Origin of the sequence: Pantoea sp. Cy-640, assembly GCF_011752635.1 — a bacterium.
Classification (GTDB): Bacteria; Pseudomonadota; Gammaproteobacteria; order Enterobacterales; family Enterobacteriaceae; genus Pantoea; species Pantoea dispersa.
This window is the reverse complement of record NZ_VWXB01000005.1, coordinates 41,774-65,676: the sequence shown is the minus strand read 5'-3', so window position 1 is coordinate 65,676 and position 23,903 is coordinate 41,774. Positions and strand designations below refer to the sequence as shown.

The following is a 23,903-nucleotide window of genomic DNA, read 5'->3' as shown; positions in this document are numbered from 1 at the left end:
GCGCTTGCCCCGATTTTCCCCTCAGGCGCGATATTCGCGCCTTTTTTGTGCCCGCTCGCCTGTCATTCGCAGCATTACCGTAACGGCGTATTTATCCTGTCTTACTGATCTATTAATCGTCTGAGGTCACCATGAATGGTGACCCTACAGGGCCTCTGCGTGTTTTTTGCAGTGGGCAGTTTATTGCGCATTCCGCCACGGTGCGGGAAATGAAATGCGCGATGAATCGCGCCGCTACGGTTTGTGCGACGGGATAATGCAGATATCCCATCCGCAATGAATCATGATGGCGCAACGTATCATGCAGATATTCCTTTCATGTGATGCCGCTGATAAGCGCACGGGTGACTGATATTCCTTCCATGCGATGCCGCTGATAACCGCACAGGTGACTGATATTCCTTCCATGTGATGCCGCTGATAACCGCACGGGTAGTAGCGGCGCAATTTATTGCGCATTCCGCCGCGGTGCGGGAAATAAAATGCGCGATGAATCGCGCCGCTACGGTTTGTGCGACGGGATAATGCAGATATCCCATCCGCAATGAATCATGATGGCGCGACTTATCGCGCAGATATTCCTTTCATGTGATGCCGCTGATAAGCGCACGGGTGACCGACATTCTTTTCATGTGATGCCGCTGATAACCGCACGGGTGACTGATATTCCTTCCATGTGATGTCGCTGATAACCGCACGGGTAGTAGCGGCGCAATTTATTGCGCATTCCGCCATGGTGCGGGAAATGAAATGCGCGATGAATCGCGCCGCTACGGTTTGTGCGACGGGATAATGCAGATATCGCATCCGCAATGAATCATGATGGCGCGACGTATCGCGCAGATATTCCTTCCATGCGATGCCGCTGATAACCGCACGGGTAACTGATATTCCTGCCATGTGATGCCGCTGATAACCGCACGGTTGACTGATATTCCTTCCATGTGATGCCGCTGATAACCGCACGGGTGGTAGCGGCGCAATTTATTGCGCATTCCGCCACGGTGCAGGAATTGACATGCGCGATGAATCGCGCCGCTACGGTTTGTGCGACGGGATAATGCAGATATCGCATCCGCCTCTGCGCGTTTTTGTAGGGTGCGCAATTTTGCGCACCGGGATAGGCCGTGACGCCAGCTAATTACGACCAGTGATTAATCAACCTTAAGCCCTCTTAACCGTTTTGTGACAAATCCCTAAAAAATTAAAGTTAAAACATTAGCAACCGATAACTTTAGCGCCTGCGCTGGTGGCGCCAGACCCGTCTCGTCGCAATGGCAAAAAATCTTTCCTTTACACATCATCGACATATTGCAGGCCCATCGTCTGCGTTTCCGTTTTAATACAACAGCATTCTGGCATTGCGGGGAGATCCAATGTTGAGCTTAAAGAATATGAAGGTCGGCGTCCGTCTGGGCATCGCCTTTGGTTTAGTGGTGGCACTACTGGTGGTGATTGGTATCACCTCAATCATGAAGATCAACAACATCAAGAGCGGCATTACCTCGATTGTGGAAGATCGCTATGTAAAAGTGCGGCTCGGCTTTGACGTGCGCGATGGCGTCAACGATCAGATCAAATATCTGCGCGGCATCGTCATCGATACCACCCGGCCGCAGTTCAACGTGCAGCGCTTTCAGCAGCTGGCAGACGCCACCGCCCGTACCAACGCGGCGATGAAGAAGATCGAAGCGATTCAGATTACCGCCGTGGGCAAGAAGAAAATTGCCAGCCTGCTGGCTGCCAGTCAGCAGTTTGAACAGCAGAAAAATGAGGTGCTGGATCTGGTGCGGGCCGGTAAAGCCGATGACGCCAGCTACTACGTACTGAAAAAAATTACCGCCGTGCAGAATGCCTACCTTGACCTGGCGGTGGCGTTTGCTGATTCCCAGTCCTCGCAGCTCCAGCAGGAAGGCGCCGGCATTATCGACGATGGCACCACGGCGATTGAAGTCACGCTGGTGTTCTCCGCGCTCGCCATTCTCGCTGCCGTGGTGATGGGCTGGCTGCTGACCCGTTCGATTGTGCATCCGCTGAATGAAGCGGTGACCATCGCCAGCAAAGTGGCTGCCGGCGATCTCAGCTCGCGCATTGAAATACGCAGCAAAGATGAAACGGGCGCGCTGATGCAGGCTCTGCAGGCGATGAACGATAACCTGCTGACCATTGTTTCCGACGTACGCGCCGGATCCGACACCATCGCCGTGGCGTCCAACCAGATCTCCAGCGGTAACATCGATCTCTCTTCGCGCACTGAACAGCAGGCCAGCTCGCTGGAAGAGACGGCGTCCGCGATGGAGCAGATGACCGCTACCGTGAAGCACAACGCCGACAATGCGCGCGAAGCCAACTCGCTGGTGGCGAAAACCTCCGGCGTCGCCAAAGAAGGCGGTGAAGTGATGGAGCAGGTGATTGTGAAGATGGAGGCGATTGCCCTCTCCTCGAAGAAGATTGTCGACATCATCAGCGTGATCGACTCTATCGCCTTCCAGACCAACATCCTGTCGCTCAACGCGGCGGTCGAAGCGGCGCGCGCCGGTGAACAGGGTCGCGGATTTGCCGTTGTCGCTACCGAAGTGCGTAACCTGGCGCAGCGTTCTGCCTCCGCGGCGAAAGAGATCAAAGTGCTGATTGAAGACTCGGTGGCGAAGGTGGATGAAGGCAGCCGTCTGGTGACGCACGCCGGTTCGACCATTGGTGAAGTGGTCAACAGCGTAAGCAGTGTGGCGGAGATCATGAGCGAAATCACCATCGCCAGCAGCGAACAGAGCAGCGGCATCAGTGAAATCAATCAGGCCATTACGCAGATGGAAGCGGTGACGCAGCAGAACGCCGCGCTGGTACAGGAAGCGTCCGCTGCATCTCAGGCGCTGCAGGAACAGGCCGACCGTCTGGCGCAGTCGATGAGCGTGTTTAAAACCGCTGCGGTTTAAAACAGACAGCCCCGTTCTGCATGCGTCAGACGGGGCCGTTCAGTGTCGCTGGCATTGTCATGGCGGTGCGCATCGGGTCCGGCGCACCGCGCCCTGCTGTTAATTCATCAGCGAATAAGCGATGGAAGAAATCGCCAGAATCCCCACCAGCACCACAAACAGGTTGCTGATTTTGCCGCTGTACTGGCGCATCGCCGGGACTTTATGAATAGCGTACATCGGCATCAGGAACAGAATCATCGCAATCACCGGCCCGCCCAGCGTCTCAATCATGCCGAGAATGCTTGGGTTCAGAGTGGCAACCAGCCAGGTGGTCAGCAGCATAAACAGGGTGGTCAGGCGATTCATTTTCTGCGGCGTGATGGTTTTGCCGCGGCTGCGCAGCGACTTCGCCACCATGCCGTTAAAGCCTTCGCGCGCGCCCAGATAGTGGCCGAGGAACGATTTGGTGATCGCCACAATGGCGACAATCGGCCCCATCCAGGCAATCATCGGCACGTTAAAGTGGTTCGCCAGATAGGAGAGAATGGTGATGTTCTGCGCCTTTGCTGCCTGTAAATCGGCGGGCGACAGGCTCAGCACACAGCTGAACACAAAGAACATTACGGTCACCACCATCATCAGATGGGCGCTGGCCAGAATGCGTGAACACTTCTTCTCCGCGCCGGCACCGTACTCGGCGCGTTTCGCCACGGCAAAAGACGAGATAATCGGCGAATGGTTAAAGGAGAACACCATCACCGGAATCGCCAGCCACAGCGTCATCCAGATACTGCTGTCGCTGCCGCTTTGCGCAAACGATAAGGTCTCCAGCGCCGCGCCGTGCCAGTGCGGCACCAGATACGCAGCCAGCAGCATCAGTACCGCCACAAACGGAAACACCAGCACGCTCATCGCTTTGACAATCATCTGCTCGCCGAAGCGCACCACCGTCATCATGCCCGCAATCAAAATCAGCGACAGCAGCGCACGCGGCGGCGATACCAGCCCGAGCTGGTGCACAATAAAGCTGTCCACGGTATTGGTGATCGCTACGCTGTACATCAGCAGGATCGGGTAGATGGCAAAGAAGTAGAGCAGCGTGATGATCTTACCGGCACCAACACCGAAGTGCTCTTCCACTACGTCCGTGATATCCGCACCGGGATTTTTGCCGGAGAGCACAAAGCGCGTCAGCGCACGGTGCGCAAAGAAGGTCATCGGGAAAGCGAGAATCGCCATGATGAGTAATGGAATCAGCCCGCCCGCGCCGGCGTTAATCGGCAGAAACAGCACCCCTGCGCCAATTGCGGTGCCGTACAGGCCCAGCATCCACACCGTATCACTCTTGCGCCAGCCGGTTGCTGCCGCCTCCACCGTACCAAGGGTACCGGTTTGTGAGTTATCCATCTGTCTCTCCAAAATTGTCTCAAATGCAGCCGGAACGACGGCTAAAAATTCGCGGCGGCCTGCAGCGTGCGGTCGCTTCACAAAACGCGCCTATGCTACCCGTTTTTGCCCGGCGTGGATTGCCGCAACGCAAGACATGCATCACAAAGGCGGTAAAAATGCGCGAGATGGCGATAAAAGCAACAATAACGCACGAAACACGCACGCAATCGATTGCCTGGGGCGCTATTTGACCTGAGAAGCGTCAGGAGTGCAAGACACAGCGCGAAGTGGACGTGAGCGGGAGAATGAAGTGCGGGGGTGTTGCCTGCAGCAGAGCGCTGGGGAGGAAACTCCCCCGGCAGCTAGCCTCGGGCAATGCAGCACGTCGCCAGAGGATAACGCCGGGAGAATTAAAAATCAGAACGCCCGCATTCTGTAGAGAGCATAAAGGAAATAGTACGCTGTGATAGTATTCAAATTCATAATCATGTACTTCAGTTTTTCATTTTTATTCAGCAGCGTAAAAATACCTTTAGAATATTTTCCGCGCTTGATTTGATTAATTTCCTGCGCAATATCGGCAGGTGAAAACGAGGCGTGATACATAGCGGTGACAATCTGCATATCCAGTGCCAGCACGCGTTTTGAGATTGCTTTTAAAAAATGGTCGAGATTACCCGACGCGTACTTTTCCACAATCGAATCGTACAAATCGGTGAGCGACTGTTTACGCACTTTGAGTTCGCTGTACTGCACTTTACGTTTCGACAGCGATCCCGCCACATCCTCATAATGATAAGCCGCGCCTGGGGTGATCAGAAAATTACTGACGCAGCTGAAAAACTTCAGGTTAAACAGCAGGTCCTCACTCATCGAGACGCCTTCCATGAAGCGCAGATGAAGATCGTCAATAATCTGGCGGCGATAACATTTATTATGCAGATAGCCAATGTTGTCGCTCATCTCCAGCTCGCCCAGCACGTAAGGAATATCCTGCTGACTGAAGAATCCCGCCTGCGAGACTTTGCCGATACGGTTGTCGTTGAGATTGCCAACCATTAAGTCCACCGCTTCGGCCGGCCAGGCATTGAGATTGAGTTTGAAACTCATCAGGAAGTTATCGTCAACCCAGTCATCCGCATCGAGAAACAGGACATATTCCCCGCAGGCCTGCTGCAGCCCGCTATTGCGTGCCGCACTGACGCCTGCGTTAATTTGATTAAGCACCGTAACCTGCGGATAGTGCGCAAACTCCTGCAAAATCCGGGCACTGTTATCGCGACTGCCATCGTTGACAACAATTATTTCATAGCTACTGAAGGTTTGATTTAATACGCTTTGCAGCGTACGCCTGATAGTGTTTTGCGCGTTATAGACGGGAATGATAATACTAAATAGCGTTTTTTCATTCATGATAAACTCTCTTTACTGTCTGAGGTTTTGATAGTGCTAAAGAGCTGCCATAGTTTCCTGGGGTTGAAAAAGATCAGATGAATACGCATGACCGGCTGTGCCGGGAAAAAGTAATTCAGCAGGGAGAACGATAAAAACTCGGTTAATACCACGCTCATGGCGGCACCGGTTAAACCGAAATGTGGCACCAGCAGCAGCGACGACAGCACGCAAATCACCAATACCGCGAAGGTTTTCTTCACCAGATAGCGATAGCCGTTATATTTAATGATGAAACGATCCATAACGCTGCTCAGCACCGCGCACATCGCACCGAGGCTGAGTAATAACGTTGGCGCGACCGCATCAAGATATTGCTCACCGTAGAAGTCACGAATAAACCAGCCCGACAGCAGCCAGATCGCCACAATTACCGCAGCGGAAACGCCAATTACCAGCAGATGCAGTTTCTGCGCTTTGACGATCACCTGCTGGTCATTCCGCTCAGCAAAAAACGCCGGATAAAACGACGCCAGCAGCGCGCTGGGTAAAAATACCCAGGCGGTTGACAACGTCAGCGCCACGGAAAAAATGCCCGCCTCTTTCACGCCGAGAAAATAAGAGACGCTGATTTGGTTGACGCGGGTATAGAGCGCAACGGCAATCGCAGAGAAGATCAGCGACATGCCGGACACCAGCATGTAGCGCGAATACTTTTTCACGTGGCGCAGCGCCGGAAGCGGTGCACGCCGCTCATACAGCAGAAACAGCGTTAACTTGATGGAGAAAGGAATAAAGGTGGCGAGCACAATCGGGATCGCCAGCCAGGCCGGTTCCAGCTGGTAATAGGAGATCAGAAAGCGCACCGTCAGGCTGATCGCCAGGCCGATGACGTTGGCAATCACATTGAGACGCGCGTTGAGCCTCGCTTCGTTGTAAATATTGACCAGGTCAATGGATGAGAACAGGCAGGCAATGGCTGCCGCGCAGATAAAGACCAGCGCGTCGGCGCTCCACTCCTCTTCCATAATCGCCATGCCGACAATTGACAGCACGCAATACAGCACCAGTACCAGCAGGAAGGTCGCCATCATCAGACGCAGGCCGGAGTGATGATTCTGCGCGATGCGTTTCAGCAAAATCACATCGCTGCCCATCAGTGCGATGGTCTGAATAAACTGAAATACCAGCATGGCGATGGAGATAATGCCGAAGGTGGTGGGCCCGACGTATTTCGCCACGTAGGAGGTGACAAAGATCAGGCCGAATACCGCAATCAGCTTTTCGGCAATCATCCACATGGAGTTTTTTAATTTGTCTTTCACAACGCCTCCGGTGCGATTATTTCTCTGCCAGCCGGCGCAGCCGTGAAACCAGGCGCGGGCTAATGAAAAACAGCGCAAAGTACAGGCTCCACGGATTAAGTAGCGGTCCGGCGGTGCACCAGCTGCGGAAACTGCGGCGATAGAGCGTGATGTATTCATCAATAAAGGCGCGGCTCAGACTGTCGCTGTACAGCCCTTTGTGGATGTAAGACGCCGTGACTTTTAAATAGAGGTGGTAATAGCAGCGATAATGCTGGCTCGATAAAAACGCCTTCATGCCGCTGAACGAGCGGGCAAAAGAGAAATGTTTTTCCCGCAGCGCCGAACGCGTGGCGGAGTGCGTGGATTTGACGTAGTGATAAACCACCCGCTGCGTCATCACTACCTGGCAATCCTGTTGCAGATGCAGGTAGTTCATGACAAACAGCAGGTCTTCGAAATTGGCAATCTCTTCGTTGAACCGCAGCCGGTGCTGACGAATGACATCGCCGCGAAACACCTTGTCGCAGATACCGTGGCGCGGGTGGTAATAGAGCAGATCATTAATCGCCGCCGACACCGACAGCGCGTGCGCCTGTTCACGGTTGGCGGGAAAATCCAGCGGTGCGCCGTCCGGGTTGAAGTGTTGTGATTCGCCCACCACCATCGCCGTTTCATCACTCATCAGCCGCACATACGTCGAGAAGGCCTGGGGCGGCAGAAAGTCATCGGCGTCTAAAAAACACAGCAGCCGGCCGCGCGAGGCGCGAATGCCCCGATTGCGCGCCGCCGAGACGCCCGCGTTGGCCTGGCTGATAAGGTGGAACTGCGGATAACCGGCGTAGCGCTGCAGGATCGCCAGCGAGTCATCGCTGGAGCCGTCATTAATAAAAATGGCCTCAAAGCGAACCTCATCCTGCTGCAGCAGGCTGTCGATGCATCTTTCCAGATAAGCTGCGGCGTTATACACCGGCACAATGACGCTAATCAGCACGTCGTTAACGGGAGTTTGCATATGACCTCAAAACATAATTTATTGGGGGTTGAACCCGCCGTGACAAAATAAAAATTGATACTGAACCGTTAATGCTTAACGTTTAACGGCCTATGCTTTCATCCGGCTTAACATTAATACACCGCTGTTTTCAGAGTTTCCTCAGCAAAATATGACCGCCGGAATAAGACTATTTTTCGCTGGCGCCAGATAAGAATTTCGCTATATATTCAGGTCAGGTTTATCTGGCGATTTAAAGGGTAAAAACCGCAGGCTACCGCCCCTGGCTTACAGCGACCAGCGTGCTGGAATTCTCTTTGGTGCATTTTCAGGCGTAAAGAAGGGGCGCTGCACTCCGCAGAGTTCAGTTATTTATCAGCCAGTTAGCCCCAACACCTCCTGCACAGCAACGTATTTATTGCGTTGCTGCCGGGTAAAACATTTATCAGATAGAGGTTTATTCGTTATCCTGATCGGCGCTACCTCTCCAGCTATTTTTTGCCGCATCAGGAGAACGGGAACTGCCGACCGCGGTTGAAAAGGTGCATCTTTCGACGGGCCTTCGCAACGAGCGTCACGACATTAACGATATTTGCTGTATGCCCTGCACTTTTATTACGCCGCGATGTGTGTTGCGCGGCGCGGGGTGCAAGTGGCGTTAATTCAGTCCGGCTATCGCAGCCGGACTGCAAATGGCACAAGGCCCAAAATTGCGATCTGATTCAAAACTTTTACCGCATTCTTACCAGGCGAAGTTATAAGGTCAATGCCTTCCAGACCAAAACGGAATTTACTCACTCGCCCCGCCGCCTTATTTCGCGCTGACTGATTAGCATGGATAAAGCGCAACCGCGGCGATTGATAAGGGCGGCGCGCGCTGCTGACCAGGAATAAGAGCAGGGAAACCGGCGGATAAGTCCAGTAGCGTCCTAAGCGGTTGTTATCGCAATGGGTTACGCCCTCGCCGTCCCGCTTAAGCAGTAATAACCTTTATTCATTGTACTGACCTGCTATTTTTAGTAGTCGTCAAGCCCTGCCTCTATAAATTAGCGCCGTGCGAAAAAATACAGATCCTTACCGCACCACAAACTCAACTTAGCGCGATTTCATGCTGCTTATTTTAACAATTAGCGCTTCACTGACGTGACTTAGGCCAAATATTTTTTTAAAGAAAGCCGGTAAATGCCGATAACGCTATCAGTGTATTTATCAGTGAGCCCGGAAATGATCAGCCTGCAAACCAATCTGTCTGCCCTCAACGCCAGCAAGCAATCTGCCAGAAGTGGCGCGGCGCTGGGCGATGCGATCCGCCATTTATCGTCGGGTATGCGCATCACCAGCGCGCGTGACGATGCGGCAGGTCAGGCGATTGGTAACCGTTTTAGCAGCCAGCAGAACGGCCTGGCGGTGGCGCAGCGTAATACCGGTGACGGCCTGTCACTGGTCGAAACCGCGGAAAGCGCGCTGGATGAGATCAATAACCGCCTGCAGCGGATTCGCCAGCTGGCGGTTCAGGGATTAAATAGCACCAATTCGCAGAGCGACTCGGACGCCATCCAGGCAGAGATTAACCTCAATCTGAAAGAGATTGACCGGCTCAACACCAGCAGCAGCTTTAACGGCATCAGGCTGCTGGATGGCAGCGCCGGTAAGCTGGGATTCCAGGTTGGCGCTAATGACAACGAGAAAATCAGTCTCGACCTGTCGGCGCCCGGCTTCAGCGTGGAGGCGCTGGGACTTAAGGATTTGGTGATCAGCGGCATCAGCGGCAAAGTGACCAATGTCACTACCCTCACCGGCCTCGCCACCAATATGGCGTTCAGCAACCCGGCGATCACCGTAAACTATGTGCCCGCCAGCGGCTCACCGCAGCTGGTGCGCAGTAGTGGTGATAACCGCCAGTACGTGCAGAGCAGCGACGCCGACGGCAAGCCGGTCTATTATCTGGCCGCCGTCAGTGCGCGCTGGGACACCGCCACGGCTGCCGGTAACGTCTCGATTAGCCGCAGCAATCCGGCGCCGCTGTACAGCAACGTCAGCAGCATTGCGTCGCGCACCATCCCGGCGGTTAATTTTCAGGACAGCAGCGGCAGCGCGCTGAGCACCACGCCCGCAGCCACGTTAACGCAGGATAATGGCCAGTATTATATTGAGCAGAACAACAGCTGGTATCCGGCCACGCTCAGCTTTGGCAGCAGCGGCGCGGTAACGGCACGCATGACCGGCGGTGCCGCCAAATCCGACAGCGATTTCGCCACCCTGCCGACCACGGTGACCGACACGCCGGCGATCGACACCAGCACCGCCAGCCTTAGCTTCAGCGATGCCAGCGGCAATGCGGTAAGCAATGGCCGTCTGCTGCGCACCAGCGGCGGGCAGTATGTAATGGAAGTGGATAACGGCGGCGGTAACTACCAGTATTACAACGCCGCCGTCAGCGCGACCTCGGATGGCACCAGTAACGCCCTGAGCATCGTCGCGACCAGCGCCAGCAGCATTAACAGCTTCAGTGCGGTAAACAGCGTGACCGGCACCTCCTACATCACGCTCGATCCGGCCAATGTGGATGTGCGCTATACCGATGTCGATGGCAACAGCAGTAATGATGTGCTGAAACTCGACGCCGACGGCAATTACTACATGGATGTGCCGAACGGCAATCTGGATAAAACCGCCACCTTCGTCCGCAGTGACAGCAGCGGCAACCTGATGCTGAAAACCCTGCAGGGCGTGGGTGATGTGCAGATTTACTTCCAGGCGGCTTTGTCGTCAGTGACCGATGCCTCCACCAACTTTACGACGCTGCGCGTGGCCGAGACCGGTTCAGAGATCCGCCTGAAACATCCGGACGATCCGCTCGCCACGCTGGATCGCGCCATCGGGCAAATCGACAGTCAGCGCACCCGTCTGGGCGCCGTTGCTAACCGGCTGCTCTCGGCGCAAACGCTGCAGGGTAACGCGACCGCCGCCATTGCGGCATCGCGTTCCCGTATCGAGGATGCGGATTACGCTACGGAAGTCTCCAGCCTGTCGCGTCAGCAAATTCTGCAGCAGGCCAGCAGCGCCCTGCTGGCGCAGGCTAATCAGCTGCCGCAGCAGGTGCTGAAGTTACTGAACGCCTGATAAAGGACGTCATCCGGCTTCAGATGAGGCAGAAGCATCACGCTGCTCACGCACAAATTCGCTGAGCGCCCGCAGCGCCGGCGGCACCAGCCGGTGTCCCGGATAGTAGAGGCACAGCGCACCGAGAGGCACCTGCCAGCCGGGCAGCAGGTGCACCAGTCGGCCCGCCTGCACATCCGCCGCAACCTGTTGTTCCGTCATGCAGGCAATGCCCAGACCCGCCAGCGCCGCCTGGTGGATGGCGCTCATGTCGCTGGCCGCCATACGCGGCTCGCCCTGCAGCCGATAACGCTGCTGCTGCTGGCTCAGCTCCCAGCGGTAAACGCTGCCGTCCGCCATGCGCATACACAGGGTTTGATGCTGATCGAGCGCCTCTGGCGTCTGCGGTGTGCCCGCGTGTGTGAGGTAGGCTGGCGCGGCCACCACAATCATGCGCATTTCCGGCGTCAGCCTGACGGCAATCATATCGCCCGGCACGTCCTCTGCCAGCCGGATGCCGGCATCGAAGCCGTCGGCCACAATATCCACCCGCTCTTTCTGGCTGTAAATATCGACGCGAATGCGCGGATAGCGCTGCAGGAACGGCAGCAATATCGATGCGTACCACAGCGCGCTGCTCTCCGGCGGCACGTTGAGACGCAGCATGCCGGCCGGATCGCCCGGATCGCTGCCGGCTTCCTCAGCCGCGCTGCGGATCATCGCCAGCGCTGGCACAATTTTCTCGCTGAAACGCCGTCCGGCATCGGTCAGCGCGACGCTGCGCGTGGTGCGGTTGAAGAGCCGCACGCCCAGCCGCTTCTCCAGCGCGGCAACCGCATTGGTCACCGCCGAAGGCGACATCTCCAGCTCGCTGGCCGCCGCTTTAAAGGTGCCGCGCCGCGCGACCGCCAGCACAATTTCCAGTTCAGTCAGACCTGTCCGGTTCATCAATTATTCCGTTTCGCGCAATACCCTTTGCAGGCGGAGGCGGATTATCGCCGCCGGTGGTGCGTGCTACTTTGCCGCCACGCAACATGCAAAGGAGCATAGCCATGCACATGATTGAACACATCTATATCAACGGCCAGTTTGTCACTCCTGACGGCGATGAATGGCTGGATATTATCAAACCTGCCGACGGCAGCGTAATCGGTAAAGCGCGTCTGGCCAATGCGCAGGATGCTGAACGCGCAATTGCGGCAGCCGCGGCGGCGTTTCCCGCCTTCGCCGCGACCACGGTGGCGCAGCGCATCACCCTGCTGGAACAGATGTACCATGCGGTTAACGGAGCCGAAAGTGAGCTGCACGCGGCGATCCTTGAGGAATACGGTGCGCCCACCGCACGCTCCGAGTGGATGAGCCGCTATCCGGCTGACGTAATTCTGCAGGTAATTGAAGAGCTGAAACGCTATCCGTTTGTACAACAGGCAGGTCGCGCGCAGGTGCAAATGCTGCCGCTCGGCGTTGCCGGCCTGATCACGCCATGGAACAGCAACGCAGGCTTTATCTGCCACAAACTGGCGACCGCGATTGCCGCAGGCTGTACCGCCGTGATCAAACCCAGCGAGTTCAGCCTGTTGCAGACCCAGGTGATCACCAGGGCGCTGCACACCGCCGGTTTGCCTGCGGGGGTGTTTAATATCGTCACCGGACGCGGTGCCAGCGTCGGTGAAGCCCTGAGCCGCAGTCCGCAGGTGGCTAAAATCTCCTTCACCGGCTCGACCGCCACCGGCAAAGCGATTTTGCGCAGCGCCGCCGACACCTTTAAACGCGTCACGCTGGAGCTGGGCGGTAAATCACCGACGCTGATTTTGCCGGATGCCGATGCCGCGCAGGCAGCCGGGCTGGCGGTGCAGGCTGGCTTTATCAACAGCGGCCAGGCCTGTATTGCCGGCACGCGCATTCTGGTGCCGGAGCAGCGCAAGGCCGAGTTCGAACAGGCGCTGACGGCGGCGGTCGCTGCGGAGGTCTCCGGCGATCCGGCTGACGCGCGCACCACCATCGGGCCGATGGTCAACGAGAAACAGTGGCAGCGCGTGCAGCACTATATTGCGCTTGGCGAACAACAGGGCGCGCGCCTGCTGACCGGCGGCAGCGGCCGCCCGGATGGGCTGCACCACGGCTGGTATATCCGCCCGACGCTGTTCAGCGATGTCACCAATGAAATGCCGCTGGCGCGCGAAGAGATTTTTGGCCCGGTGCTGAGCATCCTGACCTACCGCGATGAAGCCGAAGCCATCGCCATGGCCAACGACAGCGATTACGGCCTGTCGGCACTGGTGATCGGTGCGGATGAACAGCATGCGCGCAACGTGGGAGAACAGCTGATCGCTGGCCGCGTGATGATCAACACGCTGGCTCACGAACCACGCGCGCCGTTCGGCGGTTTCCGCCACTCCGGCATCGGCCGGGAAATGGGTCAGGCGGGTATCAGCGCGTTTCTGGAACCACGGGCGCTGATTGCTGGTTGAGAACGATCTGAGCGCCGCAGTTGATCGCACTGCGGCGCAGGGTGTAATGCCAGAGACCTGTTCCTCTCTTTAGATTGTCACTGTCCCGATCTTCTCAAGTGAGTATTTTTTATGGCAGACGCCAGGGCGATCCAAAATTTTATTACCATGAAATACGAAGGTAGTAATCCTCTTGTGCCAACTCAGGCTGATCGCATTTCAGCCTGCACCAGTTCATGCATTTGAGAAATCGCGGCTTTAATATACTCCTCCTGCGGTTTAAATCTCGACATGTGTCGAACGCAAACAACAGGAACAGATTTATCGTTGAATCGGCCAACGAAACCAAACGTTGTGAAATAACCCTTTGGATGGGAATACATCAATGTATCTTTATCGCCAAAATGCTTCAGCAACAGGCTTGCAGCGGAGAGTGATGACAGCCCATTGCTGTGGGCAATAATCAACTCCGGATGGCATAACGCTAGTGTCACTTCCTCAAAAAAAGACATTGAGTTTTTTATCAGCTCTTCCATTGTCTGATTATGTGTGATGGCTTCCTGTTTTAAGGATGCTGCGTTTTCGGAACACATCATCAAAGCATTGGTGTAAACCACATCCTGCCAGTTATAACCCAGACTGGCTGGAATTTGCTGTAAGCGTTTGGCCAGATGGGTAATTCCCCACGATCCCTGCGTTCCCTTTACTACGTTTGAAACATCGGGTTCTTCATAATCTTTAATTATCGAGTTTGCATTTGATATGTGAGCATCCACCGCCGAGCCATTGAATCCCAGCATGATAAGACGCTTTCTGGCTGGAGGAGCTGCTAAAAGCTCAAATGCGTTATCAAAAGGTCTGCCGGGAAGATTGCTAAGATCAAACCTGGCTAATCCATCTAAAATAAATTTCTTTGTTATTTCCATATCACCCTCAATTCCACGGTTATGTCAAAGCTGTCTTCTGTTCTATCGAGGCGGTCTTTTCCTTACCCGAATCGCGTTGAGTTTAACCTCCACATTAGAGTCATTAAAATGGCTTAAAGAAAGATCATCCTGGACGGTAAGCATTGTCATGGTGAATTTGTAATTAAATCGCTAAAACAGATTATTAATTCTGGCCATTCTGTTTACAGCGTGGCAACACTTACAGGAATGACTTTCCGCAATCTTAGGCCTGAATAAAGGCGCGGTCACTTTACCATACTGTATAGATAGCGGGTACGCACATCCGACGCCCATCCCTTTCTGCGTACGCAAAAAAATCGACAAGCTTATGGATGCTTCGGTCCCAAATCTGTCACACAGGCTGAATCGGGACAGTAACAATATTAGATAAGGGATTGATTTAACTGGTGCCGGAAACAGGAGTCGAACCTGCGACCTTCGCATTACGAATGCGCTGCTCTACCAACTGAGCTATACCGGCATTGAGGCGGGAACTACGGGGAGTAAACATAGAAAAATCGGGGGGATGAGTCAAGATGGTGCCGGTTAAGTGCTGCGTTTTTCAGCATCACCCGGGCTGGCCTTAGTTTTGACGCGGAATAACCGCGGCGGATCAGCGCCCTCTCGCGTCAGGCACAAAAAAAGGCGAGGCCGCAGCCTCGCCAAAAGGTGCTGGCCTCAATCGTAATAAGGAAGCTTACGATCGACACCGTTGATATTGACCAGCACAAAGCCCGTCGGCGTAGTTTTATTGGTCGGCGTACCTGCTGCCGTCGCGACGGTAAGCACGCCTTTCTCGTTAGCCCCAATACCCGCGACGCCATTGTGCAGGCCAAAGCGCGCCGCCGGTTTGAGGGTGCCCATTTTGGTGGTATCCGTCACCACCGAGAAATCAGGCTGGAACAGCGAGCAGGAGCCAGCTTCAAAACGCGTCGGACCGGTGGTCTTCAGGTTAATCAGCGTGTCGCCGCTGTTGGCGCGCAGCTTCACCCACACCACGGCATAGGTGGTGCCGACGCGGCTGTAGCGAATATCCAGCACCGCCGGCTGTCCCATATGGCAGGCGTCAGCCCATACCGTTTCCAGCCGCTGCAGGTTAATCCACGTTTTCCCGGTGCCCGCCAGATTGACCGGCGAAGCGGCTGTTCCGGTTGGCTGGGTGGCGTCGGCTTTACCAATCAGCTCCATCACCCACTGCTGATTCGCCGTCGGGAAGAACAGCTGGCCGAGGCGATACCAGTTATCGGTGTCGGTATTGTTGGTGACTTTGTGGCCGCTGTAGTAGCCCGCGCGGAATGAGCCGGTGATCAGCGTGCCGTGATGCTCTTCGCGACGATAGCCGTAGTCAAAGGTCGACAGCCAGCGCGTACCGGCCATATCGTTCGAGATCTTCGCTCCGGACTGCAGGCCAATCTGCCGCATGATGACGCGCGCATTATTGAGATTGAACGGCGTGCCGCAATCCTCAATGTTCAGCGTATCAATGCTCCAGGCACCGTCCGACAGATCGCCCGGATTACGCGTGTGCTCAATCCACACGTTACGCATGATGCCCTGCGTCACGCGCGGCATGTACAGCGTGGCGTCGCCGTAGCCGGTCTGGAAGTTACAGTTGCAGATCTCGATAGCCGTTGAGTGGTCCCACTTGCCGTTTGGCGAGTTCGACCAGCCAATATCAAACACCCGGCCATAGGTCCACAGCGAGTAGATCTGGTCGAATTTACTGTCGAGCGTATCCAGCGCTTTAATCACCGTGCCGCCGCTGTTTTGCGCACGGAAACAGTAAATATTTAACGTGGTGCCTTCGATGCAGGTGTTTTCGAAGAACGGCTGCACGTTGGTGCACATCTCGGCGGTGATAGTGCCGGTGTTGGTGGTGACGTCGGCCGATGCCTGACCGTGCCAGGTAATGCCTTTGATCGCGGTCCGCCGTGCTTTCACTTTGAACACCGTGTTGGCACTTTTGTCGGAGATGATGGTGGTGCGCGGCAGCGAACCCAGCTCCACGTCATCCCCCTGCAGACCAAAAAAGGCGATCTCGGTGGCGCTGATGTCGATTGGGTTAATCAGGAATTTACCGCCCGGGAAACGCACCGGCAGGTCACGGATGTTACCGCTGTAGCCCTGCGTCCACGCCAGCATGCGGTTAAAGGCGTCGGTATCGTTAGCGTAACCGTCCCCTTTCGCGCCGAAGTGGTAGACGTTGACGTCGGCCGGATCGTTGATCACGCGTTTCCAGTAAAAGCCATTGCCGACCGCCAGCGTACCGCCGTCATCGGCGGCCGTGGTGGTGCCGATAAAGCCGGTAAAATCACCGCCGCCACGGAAGGTGGAGTCCGGGTTGTAGCGGCGCAGGAACGCCAGATCGCCGTTTTTGGCCGGCACAGTGGTACGCAGTTCAGCAAAAGAATTAACTTCGGTCATCTTAGCCTCCTCGGCATTTCAGGTTTGCAATACAAAGCGAGAGAACAGCGTCAGTGCGCCGCCGGGCGGCAGTGCTGGTCCCAGAGATCGTTGTGGTTGTTGATGGCGCGCACGGTGCGAATGTCCATGCGTTCGGCGTCATTGCCGTGAGTGTAAATCGGGGAAAATAACGAACAGGCGGAGTCGATAACGACGGGCGCCTCAGGGTTGGTGGTATTTCGACTGCTGCAGCTTGTCGCGAGCAGCAGCGTCATCAAGATTACCGTTGCGGGTTTCCACACGTCTGGCCTCCTCACGCAGCTGTTGCTGCTGGTGATTAACTTCAACCGCCTGCGCGGCGGTCTTTTCAGCCTGCGCAACATCAGCTTTCGCCTGCTGCTGCACCTTGCCGATTTTTTTGCCGCCGGCGTAGCTGGCAATCAGCGCGGCAATCACGCCGCCAATTGCCGCCAGCCAGTGCCAGCTGCCGGCAAGCTGAGAAAGAAGAAAGCTCATGATTTGTCCTCCAGCGTTTTTCTCTGCTCCACCAGGTTCTTCTGACGCACGAACTGCGCCAGTACGCCCATCGCCACCATGAAGGCACCGATCAGGCCGAGATAGTTGTGCGGCAGGATCTCTTTGATATCCGCCGGCAGCGCGTTCCACGCATCCAGCGCTGACGAGGGAAACGACTGCACCCAGGCGCTGAGCATTGAACCCAGCGACGCCAGCCACACCGACCAGGTTTTAAACAGCAGGCGCGCGTGTTTAACAAACTCCAGCGTGGTGAAGCGCTGCAGCAACAGCAGCAGGATAATGGCCGCCAGCACGGCGATAACGAACAACAGCCAGCGCATGTTCATAACAGCCCCCGATAGATGTCGTAGGTGCCCGTGCGCATCACTTCGGCATGACGCCGGGCGCGCCCCGCAGTTTGCCGCGCCCACAGGCTATCGAGCATGGCGTTCGCCGCCGCGTCGAAATCGCGTTGCGTCACCGCGGTGAGCATGCCGCGAAACAGCGCCAGACCGTCGACGCCCATCTGATAGGCCATGCTGATCAGCACATCGCTGCGCGCCTCGTTGCATTGACTCAGTGCCTGCTGCACCAGCGCGCGCTGCTGCATCTCCTGCACCTTGCCCTCAACGATGCACTGCTTCCACACGTCGCCAACGCGGCGCGGCACGCGGAAGATATAGTTGCTGAGCGACGCGCCTTTCGGCCCGATGCGAATACCGCCCGCAACGGTGGGAAACCCCTGCGTGTCGAGGTAAGGCGCTTCGCGGTATCCCTCTTCGAAATTCAAAATGGCAATGATTTGGCTCATAACGGTTCCTCTTTGACGGGCGCAACGGCATGAAAAGCTGCGCAAATAACCACAACACATAAACCTCGCTGATCGGTTGCGCCGGGCGACAGGCAGCCGTTAAGCGCAACGCTCAAGCGCAACTAAACAGTGAGGAAAGGTGAAACGTTCCGTTCAGAACTGGGAAAACAGCAGAGAATTAACGCACGGCGTACAAATGAACGTGGGGCAAACAGCAGTTATCAAAGCTGGGGTTGTCGTTGCAGGGCCGCGTGGGCGCCAGTACTGCGCGGTCTACCCGGGAGCGGATTTCCCGCTGGCAGATGCGCTCGGCGGTGCGCAGGGTGATCTCATCACACTCCAGGCCCAGGGCACTGTCGATGCTGCGCTTCAGGCGGCTGAGCGGCTGACGCCGCCGGTGGCGACGGGTGCGCGCGTTTCCGCTAAAGACTGATTTGCCATATTGAATAATCGCCATAACTCCTCCTGTGAATGAGTCTTTGGCGATGGGGTGGTGAGCACGGCGATTCGGCACAGACCGGGACGTCCGTGGCCCCTCTGCAATCACCCGCAACTGGCTTGCCCGGCCGTAAAAAACGGCCAGGTATAAGCAGAGGAGAGTGAAAGCAGAGGACAACTGACGACGCTGCTAAGTGCGTATCCACCCCATCCCAAAATTCACTGACTTTGGGTGGGTTGTCTCGCGCTTGTGCAGCGCCTCAATTGTTTAAGAGCGGGCTCATCCGGGAGCAGAGATGTCGTCCATCTATGGTCAAATTATTAACAGGTTCTAATGCATTGGCAAACACTGACAGTTAATTTTTTATTTACCGACAGTTAAATTTTTGATTTCAGCCGGATTATTTTTTTGCCGGTTAACGCACTGCTGCTCAGCCCAGAATCTGATAGTCACGCGCCTGGCTCATGATGACGCGGGCAATCACCTGCAGCGACGCCGCTTCGTCCAGCGTCAGATACCAGGTCTCGTAGCGTTTGTTATCGGAGATCACCGCCACCTTCTTGTGCTGTAACTGCAGCCGCTTGAGGTAGAGCTGGTTGTCGAGATTGAACAGATAGATGCCGTCACCGTCGAAGCGGTGCACGCTGATATCAACGAACAGCTGATCGCGCGGAGCAAAAGTCCCGGCCATGGAGTCACTGTTCAGGGCAATCAGCCGGATATTTTCGGCCGGGCGGCCGTTAAACAGCACGCGCGCCTCATCCAGACCATATTCAATCGCCTGAATGGTCTCGACCAGTTCGTCGCGCGCGACAATACCCTGTGCGCTGCGTTGCCCGATATCCAGGCTTTCGACGCGGAACATGTGCTGCGGATCGATCAGGCGCTGACGGGCAAGCGCCACATCCGGTTTTTCCATGCCGAACTGTAGCCACTCCACGCGCACGCCTAACAGCTGGCTGAGCGCCAGCAGATTACTGTCATCCGGAATGGATTGCGCGTTAAACCATTTCCAGACCCCTGGAGTTGAGATCCTGCATCCCCGTTGTTGCAGTGCCTGAGCGACCTGTTTGTTCCGTCCATGTCCGACAATTCCCGCGCTCTCGCATGCGGCAATCAGCCTGGCAGTAAAAGCTTGTCTCGTACTCTCTTTTTTAACCATCAGTTAATAGTCTGCCATCAGTAAAAGACTGAATGTTATTTTCATTTTTGCTACCAGTTCATTTTATATTACCGCTAGTTTACTACCCAACCGCTTTTATCAATAAAGCTGGACGATCATTATCCTCTTCGCCCTGGTGGAAACCAGTAATGAATCTCTGACAGCTTGTTCTGACAGGGGTTTTCAGGATTGTTCTGTAACGCTGAGACCAGCACCCACAGCAAAAAATGGGCGAAAAGCCGCAGGCGCGCCACAGATGACAGGAATAAAACGAAAAGCTCTGGAAATAACTGGATCGAAAGCGATCAAAAAGGGCACCGCGTCAGGTGCCCATCATGATGCCGGAGAGAAAACTAACGGCGCAGGGTATCGTCGCCCCAGCCAATCCATTTGTAGGTGGTGAGCGCTTCCAGCCCCATCGGACCGCGCGCATGCAGTTTCTGCGTACTGACCGCCACTTCAGCGCCGAGACCGAACTGGCCGCCGTCGGTAAAGCGGGTGCTGGCGTTGACGTATACCGCCGATGAGTCGACCTGATTCACGAAGCGATTGGCGTTGCCAATACTGCGCGTCAGAATACCGTCGGAGTGCTGGGTGCCGTGCGCGCGGATGTGTGCGACCGCTTCATCGAGGTCCGCCACCAGCTTGACGTTCAGATCGTTCGACAGCCACTCATCGTCGTATTGGTGCATCTGCACCGCCACCACGCTGGCCGGGCCCTGCTGCAGCAGCGCCAGCGCGTTTTCGTCGGCGTGCAGCGCAATGTTCTCCTGCGCCATACGCTGCAGAAACGCCGGAATGAAACGCTCAGCCTGATCGCGATGAATCAGCAGGGTTTCCAGCGAGTTACAGGCGCTGGGACGCTGTTTCTTGGCGTTAACAATCACCTCCAGCGCGGCGTCCGTCTCCATGGTTTCGTCGAGATAGAGATGGCACACGCCGATACCGCCGGTGATCACCGGAATGGTGGAATTTTCGCGACACAGCTTGTGCAGCCCGGCACCGCCACGCGGGATCAGCATGTCAACGTAGCGATCGAGCTTCAGCAGCTGATTCACCAGTTCGCGATCCGGATTCTCAATCGCCTGCACCGCTGCTGCCGGTAAACCATGCTCAATGAGCGCGTTCTGGATCACCCGCACCGTGGCGGCGTTGGTGCGCCAGGTCTCTTTGCCGCCGCGCAGAATCGCCGCGTTGCCGGTTTTCAGACACAGTGACGCCACATCAACCGTGACGTTTGGGCGCGCTTCGTAGATCACCCCGATCACGCCGAGCGGCACGCGACGTCGTTCAATGCGCAGGCCACTGTCGAGCCGCCCGCCGTCGATCAGCTGGCCAACCGGATCGGCCAGACGGCACACCTGGCGCACGTCATCCGCGATGCCTTTCAGGCGCTGCGGGTTGAGCGTCAGACGATCGAGCAGCGCCGCACTCATGCCGTTAGTGCGCGCATCGGCCAGATCCTGCTGGTTAGCCGCCAGAATGTCGGCGCTTTCCGCTTCCAGTCGATCGGCGATGGTCAGCAGTACCTGATTTTTTTGTTCGGTTGAGAGCTCCGCCAGTTTGTACGACGCCTCACGCGCCGCTTTACCCATCTGTTCTAACATTATCCGCTCCTTAACTGACGATCATATCGTCGCGGTGCACCGCAACCGGGCCATATTCATAACCGAGGATCTCACCAATCTCCTGACTGTGATGACCGGCGATCATGCGCATCGCATCGCTGTTATAGCGCGTGACGCCGTGGGCGATGTCGCGCCCCTGCAGGTTACGAATGCGGATCACTTCGCCGCGCGAGAAATTGCCCTGTACGTCACGGACGCCTTTCGGCAGCAGCGAACTGCCGCGCTCCAGCACCGCCGCCAGCGCGCCGTCGTCTATGGTGATCTCGCCCGCCGGTGGCGCGCCAAAGATCCAGCGCTTGCGGTTTTCCAGCGGTGACTGCTGCGCGTGGAAGCGCGTCCCCACCGGTTTGCCGTGCAGCACATCCCCAATCACATCCGCGCGGCTGCCGGCCGCAATGATGACGTCAATGCCGGCTCGGCAGGCGACATCCGCCGCCTGCAGTTTGGTGGCCATGCCGCCGGTGCCGAGACCGGAGACGCTGCCGCCAGCCAGTGTGCGCAGCGCATCATCAATCTGATGCACATCGCTGATCAGTTCTGCCTCGGGATTGGTGCGCGGATCGGCGGTAAACAGACCTGGCTGATCGGTCAGCAGCAGCAGTTTATCGGCACCGCCGAGCATCGCCGCCAGCGCGGACAGGTTGTCATTATCGCCAACCTTGATTTCCGCGGTCGCCACCGCGTCGTTCTCGTTAATGACCGGCACGATATGGTTGTCGAGCAGCGCGCGCAGCATATCGCGCGCGTAGAGGAAGCGTTCACGGTCTTCCATGTCGGCGCGCGTCAGCAGCATCTGCCCGATATGGATACCGTAGATGGAGAACAGCTGCTCCCACAGCTGGATTAAACGGCTCTGCCCCACCGCAGCCAGCAGCTGCTTTGAGGCGATGGTCGGTGGCAGTTCCGGGTAACCAAGGTGTTCGCGACCGGCGGCAATCGCGCCTGAGGTGACGATGATAATGCGATGACCGGCGGCGTGCAGTTGTGCACACTGCCGAACCAGCTCCACCATATGCGCCCGGTTCAGCCGGCGCGATCCGCCGGTGAGGACGCTGGTACCCAATTTGACCACCAGGGTCTGACTGCCACTCATGTTTTTCCTGCCATGTAAGAAAAAAATCTGCGAAGGGACGTTTTAACAGGAGTCAGCAAGGAAGCCAACAGCGGCAAGGGGAAAAGCACAAAAAACGCCTGACAAGCGGGTAGACCAAAAGTTCGCGATTAACAAGAAATCAGAAAAAATGTCATAAAACCTTCATTGCCAGTCGGTAAAAAGTCCCGTGTTTTACAAACCTTTTCACGGGTACAACAAATTTTACTCATTGGGATTGATAGCAAAATGAAGAAAAGCACACTGGCACTCATCGTTTCCGCGCTGGCTCTGGCCTCAACCGCACAAGCCGCAGAAGTTTATAACAAAGACGGTAACAAACTGGATCTGTACGGTCGTGTGAAAGGCATGCACTACTTCAGCGACAACGCAGCCGCTGACGGCGACAAAACTTACATCCGTCTGGGCTTCAAAGGCCAGACGCAAATTAACGACCTGATGACCGGTTACGGTCAGTGGGAATATCAGTTCCAGGGTAACCGCGCAGAAACCAACACCGACGCTAACATCGGTAACAAAACCCGTCTGGGCTTTGCCGGTCTGAAGTTTGGTAACTACGGCTCTGTTGATTACGGTCGTAACTACGGCGTGGTTTACGATGTGCTGGCATGGACCGACGTGCTGCCAGAATTCGGTGGTGACAGCGCCTACACCGACACCTACATGCTGGGCCGTACTTCTGGCGTCGCCACTTACCGCAACAGCAATTTCTTCGGTCTGGTTGATGGCCTGCGTTTCGCGGTGCAGTATCAGGGCAAGAACGATTCCACCAGCGCCAACGGCCGTTCAGAGATTCCTAAGCAGAACGGCGATGGTTACGGTGCGTCACTGGGTTACACCCTCGGCGATAGCGGTGTCAGCCTGATGAGTGCGATCTCCTCTGCTGACCGTACTAACTCGCAGGACGTGGCGACCCGTCTGGGCCGTGGTGACAAAGCGGAAGCCTGGGGCGCGGGCATCAAATATGACGCGAACAGCATCTACCTGGCATCGACCTACTCTGAAACCCGTAACATGACGCCAATCACGGGCGGCGTGGCGAATAAAACGCAGAACTTTGAAGTGGTTGCACAGTATCAGTTCGACTTCGGTCTGCGTCCATCGCTGGGCTACGTGCAGAGCAAAGGCAAAGACATTGAAGGCATTGGCGATGCGGACATCGTGAAATATGTCGACGTGGCGATGACGTACTACTTCAACAAAAACATGTCGGCCATGGTTGACTACAAAATCAACCAGCTGGATGACAACAACCCGCTGGGCATCAACAGCGATGACGTGGTGGCGGTCGGTCTGACCTACCAGTTCTAAGCTTCAGCATTACCCTGTCTGTGTCTGTA

20 protein-coding genes and 1 tRNA gene are annotated in these 23,903 nt (G+C 56.0%); 5 read left to right on the top strand and 16 right to left on the bottom strand.

Going from position 1 to position 23,903, the window contains the following annotated elements; genetic code table 11:
- Nucleotides 1–564: 564 nt before the first annotated feature.
- The gene (locus F3J36_RS13970; RefSeq protein ID WP_166719897.1) at nucleotides 565–900 is read right to left on the bottom strand and encodes a hypothetical protein; all 336 of its coding nucleotides are present in this window, start codon (nucleotides 898–900) and stop codon (nucleotides 565–567) included.
- 476 nt (nucleotides 901–1,376) lie between these two features.
- Between F3J36_RS13970 and F3J36_RS13965 the strand changes: the two genes are divergently transcribed.
- Nucleotides 1,377–2,933, top strand: coding sequence for a methyl-accepting chemotaxis protein (locus tag F3J36_RS13965; protein ID WP_058758001.1), 1,557 nt, complete (start codon nucleotides 1,377–1,379; stop codon nucleotides 2,931–2,933).
- A 99-nt stretch (nucleotides 2,934–3,032) separates the two neighbouring features.
- Here F3J36_RS13965 and F3J36_RS13960 read toward each other — a convergent pair whose 3' ends face one another.
- Entirely contained in the window at nucleotides 3,033–4,322 is a 1,290-nt protein-coding gene (locus F3J36_RS13960) for an HAAAP family serine/threonine permease (protein WP_021507261.1), read from the bottom strand.
- Here F3J36_RS13960 and F3J36_RS13955 point away from each other — a divergent pair.
- Complete coding sequence (locus tag F3J36_RS13955; protein WP_127833726.1) at nucleotides 4,310–4,555, top strand: hypothetical protein; 246 nt, start codon at nucleotides 4,310–4,312, stop codon at nucleotides 4,553–4,555. The genes F3J36_RS13960 and F3J36_RS13955 overlap by 13 nt on opposite strands.
- Nucleotides 4,556–4,721: 166 nt before the next feature.
- Here F3J36_RS13955 and F3J36_RS13950 read toward each other — a convergent pair whose 3' ends face one another.
- Genes F3J36_RS13950 through F3J36_RS13940 form a run of 3 tightly spaced genes read right to left on the bottom strand, consistent with a single transcriptional unit; the run spans nucleotide 4,722 to nucleotide 8,015 of the window.
- A complete protein-coding gene (locus F3J36_RS13950) occupies nucleotides 4,722–5,717 on the bottom strand; it encodes a glycosyltransferase family A protein (RefSeq protein ID WP_166719896.1) in 996 nt (331 codons plus the stop codon).
- Entirely contained in the window at nucleotides 5,714–7,021 is a 1,308-nt protein-coding gene (locus tag F3J36_RS13945) for an oligosaccharide flippase family protein (protein ID WP_166719895.1), read from the bottom strand. The genes F3J36_RS13950 and F3J36_RS13945 overlap by 4 nt, the downstream gene beginning before the upstream one ends.
- 16 nt (nucleotides 7,022–7,037) lie before the next feature.
- Nucleotides 7,038–8,015, bottom strand: coding sequence for a glycosyltransferase family 2 protein (locus tag F3J36_RS13940; protein WP_166719894.1), 978 nt, complete (start codon nucleotides 8,013–8,015; stop codon nucleotides 7,038–7,040).
- Nucleotides 8,016–9,218: 1,203 nt separating this feature from the next.
- Here F3J36_RS13940 and F3J36_RS13935 point away from each other — a divergent pair.
- Entirely contained in the window at nucleotides 9,219–11,117 is a 1,899-nt protein-coding gene (locus F3J36_RS13935) for a flagellin (protein ID WP_166719893.1), read from the top strand.
- A gap of 9 nt (nucleotides 11,118–11,126) precedes the next feature.
- Here F3J36_RS13935 and F3J36_RS13930 read toward each other — a convergent pair whose 3' ends face one another.
- Complete coding sequence (locus F3J36_RS13930) at nucleotides 11,127–12,044, bottom strand: LysR family transcriptional regulator (RefSeq protein ID WP_166719892.1); 918 nt, start codon at nucleotides 12,042–12,044, stop codon at nucleotides 11,127–11,129.
- Nucleotides 12,045–12,148: 104 nt separating this feature from the next.
- Here F3J36_RS13930 and F3J36_RS13925 point away from each other — a divergent pair, with 104 nt between their 5' ends.
- Nucleotides 12,149–13,567 (top strand): aldehyde dehydrogenase family protein, encoded by a 1,419-nt coding sequence (locus F3J36_RS13925; RefSeq protein WP_166719891.1) that lies wholly within the window; start codon nucleotides 12,149–12,151, stop codon nucleotides 13,565–13,567.
- Nucleotides 13,568–13,749: 182 nt separating this feature from the next.
- On the opposite strand, the gene F3J36_RS13920 is transcribed toward F3J36_RS13925, so the two are convergent.
- The 10 genes from F3J36_RS13920 to proB form a co-directional block, all read right to left on the bottom strand.
- Nucleotides 13,750–14,472 (bottom strand): hypothetical protein, encoded by a 723-nt coding sequence (locus F3J36_RS13920; RefSeq protein ID WP_166719890.1) that lies wholly within the window; start codon nucleotides 14,470–14,472, stop codon nucleotides 13,750–13,752.
- 426 nt (nucleotides 14,473–14,898) lie between these two features.
- A tRNA-Thr gene (locus F3J36_RS13915) sits at nucleotides 14,899–14,974 on the bottom strand.
- Nucleotides 14,975–15,171: 197 nt separating this feature from the next.
- Nucleotides 15,172–16,917 carry an amylovoran biosynthesis protein AmsF gene (locus tag F3J36_RS13910; protein WP_166719889.1) on the bottom strand — a complete coding sequence of 582 codons (1,746 nt, stop codon included), beginning with the start codon at nucleotides 16,915–16,917 and terminating at the stop codon, nucleotides 15,172–15,174.
- Between the two features lie 201 nt (nucleotides 16,918–17,118).
- Nucleotides 17,119–17,412 carry a hypothetical protein gene (locus F3J36_RS13905; RefSeq protein WP_021507270.1) on the bottom strand — a complete coding sequence of 98 codons (294 nt, stop codon included), beginning with the start codon at nucleotides 17,410–17,412 and terminating at the stop codon, nucleotides 17,119–17,121.
- Nucleotides 17,409–17,753 (bottom strand): hypothetical protein, encoded by a 345-nt coding sequence (locus tag F3J36_RS13900; protein WP_211073114.1) that lies wholly within the window; start codon nucleotides 17,751–17,753, stop codon nucleotides 17,409–17,411. Before F3J36_RS13900 ends, F3J36_RS13905 begins: the two co-directional genes overlap by 4 nt.
- A gap of 2 nt (nucleotides 17,754–17,755) precedes the next feature.
- Nucleotides 17,756–18,223 (bottom strand): glycoside hydrolase family protein, encoded by a 468-nt coding sequence (locus F3J36_RS13895; RefSeq protein ID WP_166719887.1) that lies wholly within the window; start codon nucleotides 18,221–18,223, stop codon nucleotides 17,756–17,758.
- A gap of 178 nt (nucleotides 18,224–18,401) precedes the next feature.
- On the bottom strand, nucleotides 18,402–18,680 hold the full coding sequence (locus F3J36_RS13890; RefSeq protein ID WP_021507273.1) for a hypothetical protein: 279 nt from the start codon (nucleotides 18,678–18,680) through the stop codon (nucleotides 18,402–18,404).
- Between the two features lie 412 nt (nucleotides 18,681–19,092).
- Nucleotides 19,093–19,824 (bottom strand): S24 family peptidase, encoded by a 732-nt coding sequence (locus F3J36_RS24380; protein ID WP_031279669.1) that lies wholly within the window; start codon nucleotides 19,822–19,824, stop codon nucleotides 19,093–19,095.
- 353 nt (nucleotides 19,825–20,177) lie between these two features.
- Nucleotides 20,178–21,431, bottom strand: coding sequence for a glutamate-5-semialdehyde dehydrogenase (proA, locus tag F3J36_RS13880; RefSeq protein ID WP_166719886.1), 1,254 nt, complete (start codon nucleotides 21,429–21,431; stop codon nucleotides 20,178–20,180).
- 10 nt (nucleotides 21,432–21,441) lie between these two features.
- Nucleotides 21,442–22,545 (bottom strand): glutamate 5-kinase, encoded by a 1,104-nt coding sequence (gene proB, locus F3J36_RS13875; RefSeq protein ID WP_088517013.1) that lies wholly within the window; start codon nucleotides 22,543–22,545, stop codon nucleotides 21,442–21,444.
- 246 nt (nucleotides 22,546–22,791) lie between these two features.
- Here proB and ompC point away from each other — a divergent pair, with 246 nt between their 5' ends.
- Nucleotides 22,792–23,874, top strand: a complete 1,083-nt coding sequence (ompC, locus tag F3J36_RS13870; RefSeq protein WP_021507277.1) for a porin OmpC — start codon at nucleotides 22,792–22,794, stop codon at nucleotides 23,872–23,874.
- Nucleotides 23,875–23,903 lie beyond the last annotated feature (29 nt).

Bases quoted from the DNA above. Each gene is read 5' to 3' on its own strand.
- F3J36_RS13970 (WP_166719897.1), bottom strand. From the start codon at position 900: ATGGCAGGAATATCAGTTACCCGTGCGGTTATCAGCGGCATCGCATGG.
- F3J36_RS13965 (WP_058758001.1), top strand. From the start codon at position 1,377: ATGTTGAGCTTAAAGAATATGAAGGTCGGCGTCCGTCTGGGCATCGCC.
- F3J36_RS13960 (WP_021507261.1), bottom strand. From the start codon at position 4,322: ATGGATAACTCACAAACCGGTACCCTTGGTACGGTGGAGGCGGCAGCA.
- F3J36_RS13950 (WP_166719896.1), bottom strand. From the start codon at position 5,717: ATGAATGAAAAAACGCTATTTAGTATTATCATTCCCGTCTATAACGCG.
- F3J36_RS13940 (WP_166719894.1), bottom strand. From the start codon at position 8,015: ATGCAAACTCCCGTTAACGACGTGCTGATTAGCGTCATTGTGCCGGTG.
- F3J36_RS13935 (WP_166719893.1), top strand. From the start codon at position 9,219: ATGATCAGCCTGCAAACCAATCTGTCTGCCCTCAACGCCAGCAAGCAA.
- F3J36_RS13930 (WP_166719892.1), bottom strand. From the start codon at position 12,044: ATGAACCGGACAGGTCTGACTGAACTGGAAATTGTGCTGGCGGTCGCG.
- F3J36_RS13925 (WP_166719891.1), top strand. From the start codon at position 12,149: ATGCACATGATTGAACACATCTATATCAACGGCCAGTTTGTCACTCCT.
- F3J36_RS13920 (WP_166719890.1), bottom strand. From the start codon at position 14,472: ATGGAAATAACAAAGAAATTTATTTTAGATGGATTAGCCAGGTTTGAT.
- F3J36_RS13910 (WP_166719889.1), bottom strand. From the start codon at position 16,917: ATGACCGAAGTTAATTCTTTTGCTGAACTGCGTACCACTGTGCCGGCC.
- F3J36_RS13905 (WP_021507270.1), bottom strand. From the start codon at position 17,412: ATGAGCTTTCTTCTTTCTCAGCTTGCCGGCAGCTGGCACTGGCTGGCG.
- F3J36_RS13900 (WP_211073114.1), bottom strand. From the start codon at position 17,753: ATGCGCTGGCTGTTGTTCGTTATCGCCGTGCTGGCGGCCATTATCCTG.
- F3J36_RS13895 (WP_166719887.1), bottom strand. From the start codon at position 18,223: ATGAGCCAAATCATTGCCATTTTGAATTTCGAAGAGGGATACCGCGAA.
- F3J36_RS13890 (WP_021507273.1), bottom strand. From the start codon at position 18,680: ATGGCGATTATTCAATATGGCAAATCAGTCTTTAGCGGAAACGCGCGC.
- F3J36_RS24380 (WP_031279669.1), bottom strand. From the start codon at position 19,824: ATGGTTAAAAAAGAGAGTACGAGACAAGCTTTTACTGCCAGGCTGATT.
- proA (WP_166719886.1), bottom strand. From the start codon at position 21,431: ATGTTAGAACAGATGGGTAAAGCGGCGCGTGAGGCGTCGTACAAACTG.
- proB (WP_088517013.1), bottom strand. From the start codon at position 22,545: ATGAGTGGCAGTCAGACCCTGGTGGTCAAATTGGGTACCAGCGTCCTC.
- ompC (WP_021507277.1), top strand. From the start codon at position 22,792: ATGAAGAAAAGCACACTGGCACTCATCGTTTCCGCGCTGGCTCTGGCC.